Annotated in this window: 5 protein-coding genes; 2 read left to right on the top strand and 3 right to left on the bottom strand. The window is 74.9% G+C overall.

From position 1 onward, the window contains the following. Positions 1-525 (bottom strand): class I SAM-dependent rRNA methyltransferase (locus ACESL7_RS11760; RefSeq protein ID WP_487247756.1); only part of this gene is annotated, 525 nt, incomplete at its 3' end. A gap of 103 nt (positions 526-628) precedes the next feature. Here ACESL7_RS11760 and edd point away from each other — a divergent pair. Both edd and eda read left to right on the top strand, forming a co-directional pair. Next, on the top strand, positions 629-2,431 hold the full coding sequence (gene edd, locus ACESL7_RS11765) for a phosphogluconate dehydratase (RefSeq protein WP_372893513.1): 1,803 nt from the start codon (positions 629-631) through the stop codon (positions 2,429-2,431). Positions 2,432-2,514: 83 nt separating this feature from the next. Then, the gene (gene eda, locus ACESL7_RS11770) at positions 2,515-3,150 is read left to right on the top strand and encodes a bifunctional 4-hydroxy-2-oxoglutarate aldolase/2-dehydro-3-deoxy-phosphogluconate aldolase (protein WP_372893514.1); all 636 of its coding nucleotides are present in this window, start codon (positions 2,515-2,517) and stop codon (positions 3,148-3,150) included. Positions 3,151-3,182: 32 nt separating this feature from the next. Here eda and ACESL7_RS11775 read toward each other — a convergent pair whose 3' ends face one another. Both ACESL7_RS11775 and ACESL7_RS11780 read right to left on the bottom strand, forming a co-directional pair. Further along, entirely contained in the window at positions 3,183-3,449 is a 267-nt protein-coding gene (locus tag ACESL7_RS11775) for a hypothetical protein (protein ID WP_372893515.1), read from the bottom strand. Next, positions 3,446-6,169, bottom strand: a 2,724-nt coding sequence (locus tag ACESL7_RS11780; RefSeq protein ID WP_372893516.1) for a [protein-PII] uridylyltransferase family protein, incomplete at its 5' end; no start/stop codon positions are given. The genes ACESL7_RS11775 and ACESL7_RS11780, both read right to left, overlap by 4 nt.

Here is a 6,169-nt window from a genome sequence, read left to right on the forward strand (position 1 = left end):
GCCCGCGTCGTCCAGCCCCTCGAGCGCGCGGGCGCGGCTCGCCGCGTTCTTGAGGACGTGGCGCACGCCCGTCACCTCCGCCAGCGCCTCCGCGAGCGGGGCGAGCGCCGCCTCGGCCCAGGCGGCGTTGGGCTGGATCACGGCGGTGTCGCCGAAGCGGTCGATCACCACGCCGGGCAGCCCGTCGCCCTCCCCGTGCACGAGCCGGTAGAAGGGCGCGTCATAGAGCCGGTCGCGCAGCGCCAGCGCGAGGGCGAGGCGCGCACGGAGCCACTCCGGCCCGATCTCCGCGCCCGGGTCGCGGTCGAGCACGCGCAGCGCGATCTTCGAGCCCGCGTTGACGGCGACCGTGGCCAGCGGCTGGCGCCCCGCGTCCTCGAGCGTGGCGATGGTGCCGGGCGCGAGCGCGCGCGTCCGACGGTCGAGCACCACCTCGTCGGCGAAGACCCAGGGCGCGCCGTGGCGCACCGGGCGGGGATCGGCCTTGGGCCGCAGACGGACGACGGGGCGGGGATCGGCGCTCATACCCATCCCATAGCCCGCACGCCCGCCGGGCGAAAGGCCGCGCCGGCGCCTCCGGTTGTTAGCGCTGACAGCGCGTGCTATCCCTTGCGTCAGGAGGAGAGCCATGCCCCTCGATCCGACGATCGCCAAGGTGACCGAGACCATCGTCGCCCGCTCCGCCGGGACGCGCCGCGACTACCGCGACCGGATGCGCCGCGCTGCCGAGGACGGGCCGCGCCGCGCGCATCTCTCCTGCTCCAACCAGGCGCACGCCTACGCCGCGTCCGGCCCCGACAAGGAGACGCTCGCGGGCCACCGCGCGCCCAACCTCGGGATCGTCACCGCCTACAACGACATGCTCTCGGCGCATCAGCCGTTCGAGCATTTCCCCGATGTCATCCGCGCCGCGGCCCGCGCCGCGGGCGGCACGGCGCAGGTCGCGGGCGGCGTGCCGGCCATGTGCGACGGCGTCACCCAGGGCCAGACGGGGATGGAGCTCTCGCTCTTCTCGCGCGACACCATCGCGCTCGCCGCCGGCGTGGCGCTCAGCCACAACACCTTCGACGCGGCCGCCTACCTCGGCGTCTGCGACAAGATCGTGCCCGGCCTCGTCATCGCGGCGGCGACCTTCGGCCACCTGCCGACGGTCTTCGTGCCCGCCGGGCCGATGACCAGCGGCCTGCCCAACGACGAGAAGGCCGAGGTGCGCAAGCAGTTCGCCGCCGGCGAGGTGGACCGCGAGGCGCTGATGCGGGCCGAGATGGCGGCCTATCACGGGCCGGGCACCTGCACCTTCTACGGCACGGCGAACTCCAACCAGATGCTGATGGAGATCATGGGGCTCCACCTGCCGGGGGCGAGCTTCGTGAACCCCGGCACGCCCCTGCGCGACGCGCTCACCGCGGCGGCGGTCGAGCGGGTGCTGTCGCTGACGCAGCTCGGCAACGCCTACACGCCCGCCTGCGACGTCCTCGACGAACGCGCCTTCGTCAACGGGATGGTCGGGCTGATGGCGACGGGGGGCTCGACCAATCTCGCCATCCACCTGCCGGCGATGGCGCGCGCCGCGGGCATCCTGCTCGAGCCGGAGGATTTCGCCGCCGTCTCCTCGGTCACGCCGCTGATGGCGCGGATCTATCCCAACGGCCTCGCCGACGTGAACCATTTCCACGCCGCGGGCGGCATGGCTTACCTGATCGGCGAATTGCTGGAGGCCGGGCTCCTCCACCCGGACGTCGCCACCGTCGCCGGCCCCGGCCTCGCCCGCTACGCGGAGGAGCCGAAGCTCAGGGCCGGGGCGCTCGCCTGGGAGCCCGGCCCGCGCGAGAGCGCGAACGAGCGCATCCTGCGCCCGCACGCCGATCCCTTCCAGCCCACGGGCGGGATGGTTCAGCTCACCGGCAACCTCGGCGAAGGGGTCGCCAAGATCTCGGCGGTGAAGGAGGCACATCTCGTGATCGAGGCGCCCGCCCGCGTCTTCGAGGCCCCCGAGGACGTGCTCGCCGCCTTCAAGGCCGGGCAGTTCACCGGGGACTGCGTGATCGTCCTGCGCTTTCAGGGGCCGCAGGCGAACGGCATGCCGGAGCTGCACGGGCTGACACCCGCGCTCTCGGTGCTTCTGGACCGCGGGCTGAAGGTGGCGCTCGTCACCGACGGGCGCATGTCCGGGGCGAGCGGCAAGGTTCCCGCCGCGCTCCACCTCAGCCCCGAGGCCGCCGCCGGCGGACCGCTCGCGCGGGTGCGCGACGGCGACGTGATCCGCCTCGACACGCGCGCGGGCACCTTGACCGCCGATGTCGACCTCGACACCCGTGCCCCCGCAGACCCCGACCTCTCGGCCAATCGCTGGGGCACCGGGCGCGAGCTCTTCCAGCTCTTCCGCGACCGCGTGGGCGAGGCGCGCCACGGCGCCTCGAGCCTGATCTGAGCCATGCCGCACCGCTCCGCTCAAAGCTCCCGACGTACCAAGGTCGGGCGGCAGCGCCCCCGGGGCGACCACGGGGGCCGCCCGTGACGCCGGCCGAGGCGAGCCGCACGCTCCGCGCCCTCTGCGCCCGCGCGCCGGTGATCCCGGTGCTCGTGATCGAGGACGCAGGCACCGCGCGCCCGCTCGCCGAGGCGCTGGTCGCCGGCGGGCTGCCGGTGCTGGAGGTCACGCTGCGCACGCCCGCGGCGCTGGAGGCGCTCGCCGCCATGGCGGACGTGCCCGGCGCGGAGGTGGGGGCGGGCACCGTGCTGAGCCCTGCCGACGTGACAGCGGCATGCGCGGCCGGCGCGCGGTTCGCCGTGGCCCCGGGCGCCACGCCCGAGCTTCTCGGTCAAGCGGAGGCCGCAGACCTTCCCCTCCTGCCCGGCGCGGCGACGGCGTCGGAGGCGATGGCGCTGCTGGCGCGCGGCTACGACGTCGCGAAGTTCTTCCCCGCCGGGCCGATGGGCGGGCCGGCCGCGCTCTCGGCCCTCGGCGGTCCGCTGCCGGGCATGGCCTGGTGCCCGACGGGCGGCATCACGCCCGAGACCGCGCCGGATTACCTGACGCTGGCCAACGTCCTCTGCGTCGGCGGCAGCTGGATCGCGCCGCGCGCCCTCGTCGAGGCGCGCGACTGGCCCGCCATCGAAGCCCGTGCCCGCGCCGCCGCGGCGCTCTGAACACAGGGCGCGGCCCCTGCGCCACGACGCCGTCAGCCCCGCGCGTGACGCCGGGCGCCGCCGCGGCGGCGCGGCACCGCGCCCTCGGCACGGCCCTCGCGCAGCACCCGGGTCATCGGGTGACCCTCCGGCGCATCGGCATGGCGCGCGAGCAGCGCCTCGATCGCGGCACGGGGTTCGACACCCGCGGGCAAGGCGAGCGCCCAGTCGAGGAAGATCGAGCGGCACTCCGCCTCCCCGATCCCCTCGATGCGGTAGGCCTCCCGGATCAGGCCCTTGGGGTCCGGCTCCTCGGTCATGCCTCGCGGTCCTCCGCCTCGGGCAGCGCGGCGTCGATCACCGCGCCCGCCCGCTCCGTCACCTCGTCCAGCCGCGCGCGCAGCGCGGCCAGCCCCTCGATTCCCGTCAGGCGCGCGAGGAAGGCCGCGCCGCCCTCGCCGATGCGATCCTCGTCGAGCGGCCCCTCGCTCAGGAGCTTCGAGGCGAGCTGCACCTGCCAGAGGAGCCGCGCCGCCTCGGCGAGCGCGGCGTGCCCCTCGGCGTCGATCAATCCCACCTGCGCCGCCGCCGCGAGCCCGTCCGCGGCATTCTGCGACGCCTCCGCGGCAAGAAGCGCACCCGTCTGCGCCACGAGGTCCACGTCCTGAAGCCGCCCGGGGCCGAGCTTGGCGTCCCACGGGCCCTCGGGGCTCTTGGCGGCGCGCACCCGCGCGCGCATCGCGGCGGCCTCCCCGAGCACCGTCCCGCGGTCCTCGCGGCCGAGGACACCGCGGCGCACCGTCTCGACATCCTCGGCGAGCGCAGGCTCCCCCGCCACCGCCCGCGCGCGGGTCAGCGCCAGATGCTCCCAGACCCAGGCCTCCGTCCGGTGGTAGCTCTCGAAGCTCGCCAGCGAGGTCGCCACCGGCCCCTGCCGCCCCGAGGGGCGCAGCCGCATGTCCACGTCGTAGAGCCGGCCCTCCGCGGTCTGCGCGCTCATCGCTGTGACGAGTGCCTGCGTGAGCCGCGCGTAATAGGCCCGCGCCGAGAGCGGGCGGCGCCCCTCCGAGCCCTCGGCTCCCGCCGGGTCGTAGATCACGATGAGGTCGAGGTCGGAGACCGGCGTCATCCGCCGCGCACCGAGCGATCCCATGCCGAGCACCACCGCGCCGCGGCCCGGCGGCGCGCCGTGCTTTTCGGCGAAGTCCGCCACCACCTCGGGCCAGAGCGCACGCAGGCTCGCCTCCGCGAGATCGGCGTAATGCGCCCCCGCCGCGGCGCAGCCGATGCGCCCGCGCAGGAGATGCACGCCGATGCGGAAATGCACCTCCTTCGCCCAGCGCCGCGCGGTGTCGAGCTTGCGCTCGTAATCCTCCGCCTGCGCCAGCTCGCGCTCCAATGCCGCGCTCAGCGCCTCCACCCCCGGCAGCGGCTCGAAGAAATCGCCCGCGATCACCGCGTCGAAAACGCCCGCGTGCCGCGCGAGATACCGCGCGAGCGCGGGCGCGGTGCCGGCGATGTCCACGATCAGGTCCACGAGCTGCGGATTCGCCTCGAAGAGCGCGAAAAGCTGCACCCCCGCCGGAAGCTTGGCGAGGAAGCCGTCGAAGGCGGCGAGCGCCTCCTGCGGATGGGCGGTGCGCGCGAGGCGGGCGAGGATGTCGGGCTTCAGCCGCTCGAAGATCGCCACCGCCCGGCCCGAGCGCAGCGCCGGGTAGGTCCGCCAGCGCTCGGTGATCGAGGTGTCGAGCTCGGGCACAGGGGCGGCGGGCCGCGCGGCGTCGGGCGCGAAGAAGCCCTCGGTGAGCTCGTGCACCTCCGTCAGCCGGTCGTGCAGGTCGCGGCGGAGCGCGGCCTCGTCGCGGTCCATGAAGGCGGCGAGCCGCGCGAAGCCCTCCTCCGATCGCGGCAGGTCGTGGGTCTGCTGATCGCGCAGCATCTGCACGCGGTGCTCCACCTCCCGGTGGGCGCGGTAGTGATCCGCCAGGGTCTCGGCCGCCGCCTCGGGCACCCAGCCCTTGCGGGCGAGCACGCCGAGCCCCTCGACCGTGCCGCGCACGCGCAGCTCCGGGTCACGCCCGCCGGCGATGATCTGACGGGTCTGGGTGAAGAACTCGATCTCGCGGATGCCGCCACGGCCGAGCTTCATGTCGTGGCCCGGCAGGGTGATCGGCCCCGCGAGGCCCTTGTGCTCGCGGATGGCGAGGCGCATGGCGTGCGCGTCCTCGATCGCCGCGAAATCCAGGTGCTTGCGCCAGACGAAGGGCCGCAGCGCCTCGAGAAAGCGTGCGCCCGCCTGCCTGTCGCCCGCAGCGGGCCGCGCCTTGACGTAGGCCGCGCGCTCCCAGGTGCGCCCGAGGCTCTCGTAGTAGCTTTCGGCCACGGCCATGCTCAGGATCACCGGCGTCACCGAGGGGTCGGGGCGCAGCCGCAGATCGGTGCGGAAGACGTAGCCCTCCGCCGTCTGCTCGGCCAGAAGCGCGGTCATCCGCCGCACCGCCCGCACGAGACCGGCGCGCGCCTCCTGCACCTCGGCCTCCGGGTAGCGGGTCTCGTCGAAGAGGCAGATGAGATCGATGTCGGAGGAATAGTTGAGCTCGAAGGCCCCCATCTTGCCCATGGCGAGCGCCACGGCGCCGCAGCCCGCGGCGAGGTCGTCCTCCGCCTGCCCCGGCAGCCTGCCCCGCCGGAGCTGTTCGGCGAGCCCCGCGCGGAGCGCGAGGCCGACGGCGTGATCGGCGAAGCGGGTGAGCGTGCCCGTGACCTCCGCGAGCGGCCAGACGCCCGCGAGATCGCAGAGCGCGACGGCGAGCGCGATCCGCCGCTTGGCCCGGCGCAGCTCTGCACCGAGCCTGTCCGGCGCCACCTCGGCCACGCGCGCCATCTCGCCCGCCACGGCCGCCTCCGGGTCGGCGAAAAGCTCCGGCAGCCAGGCACATTCCTTCTGAACGAGGGTGGAGAGATAGGGGCTGCACCCGGCCGCCCCCTCGATCAGCCGGGCGAGATCGCCCTCGGCCTCCGGACAGGCGGCGCGGGCCTC

The organism is Rhodosalinus sp. (genome assembly GCF_041685465.1).
Taxonomy (GTDB): domain Bacteria; phylum Pseudomonadota; class Alphaproteobacteria; order Rhodobacterales; family Rhodobacteraceae; genus Rhodosalinus.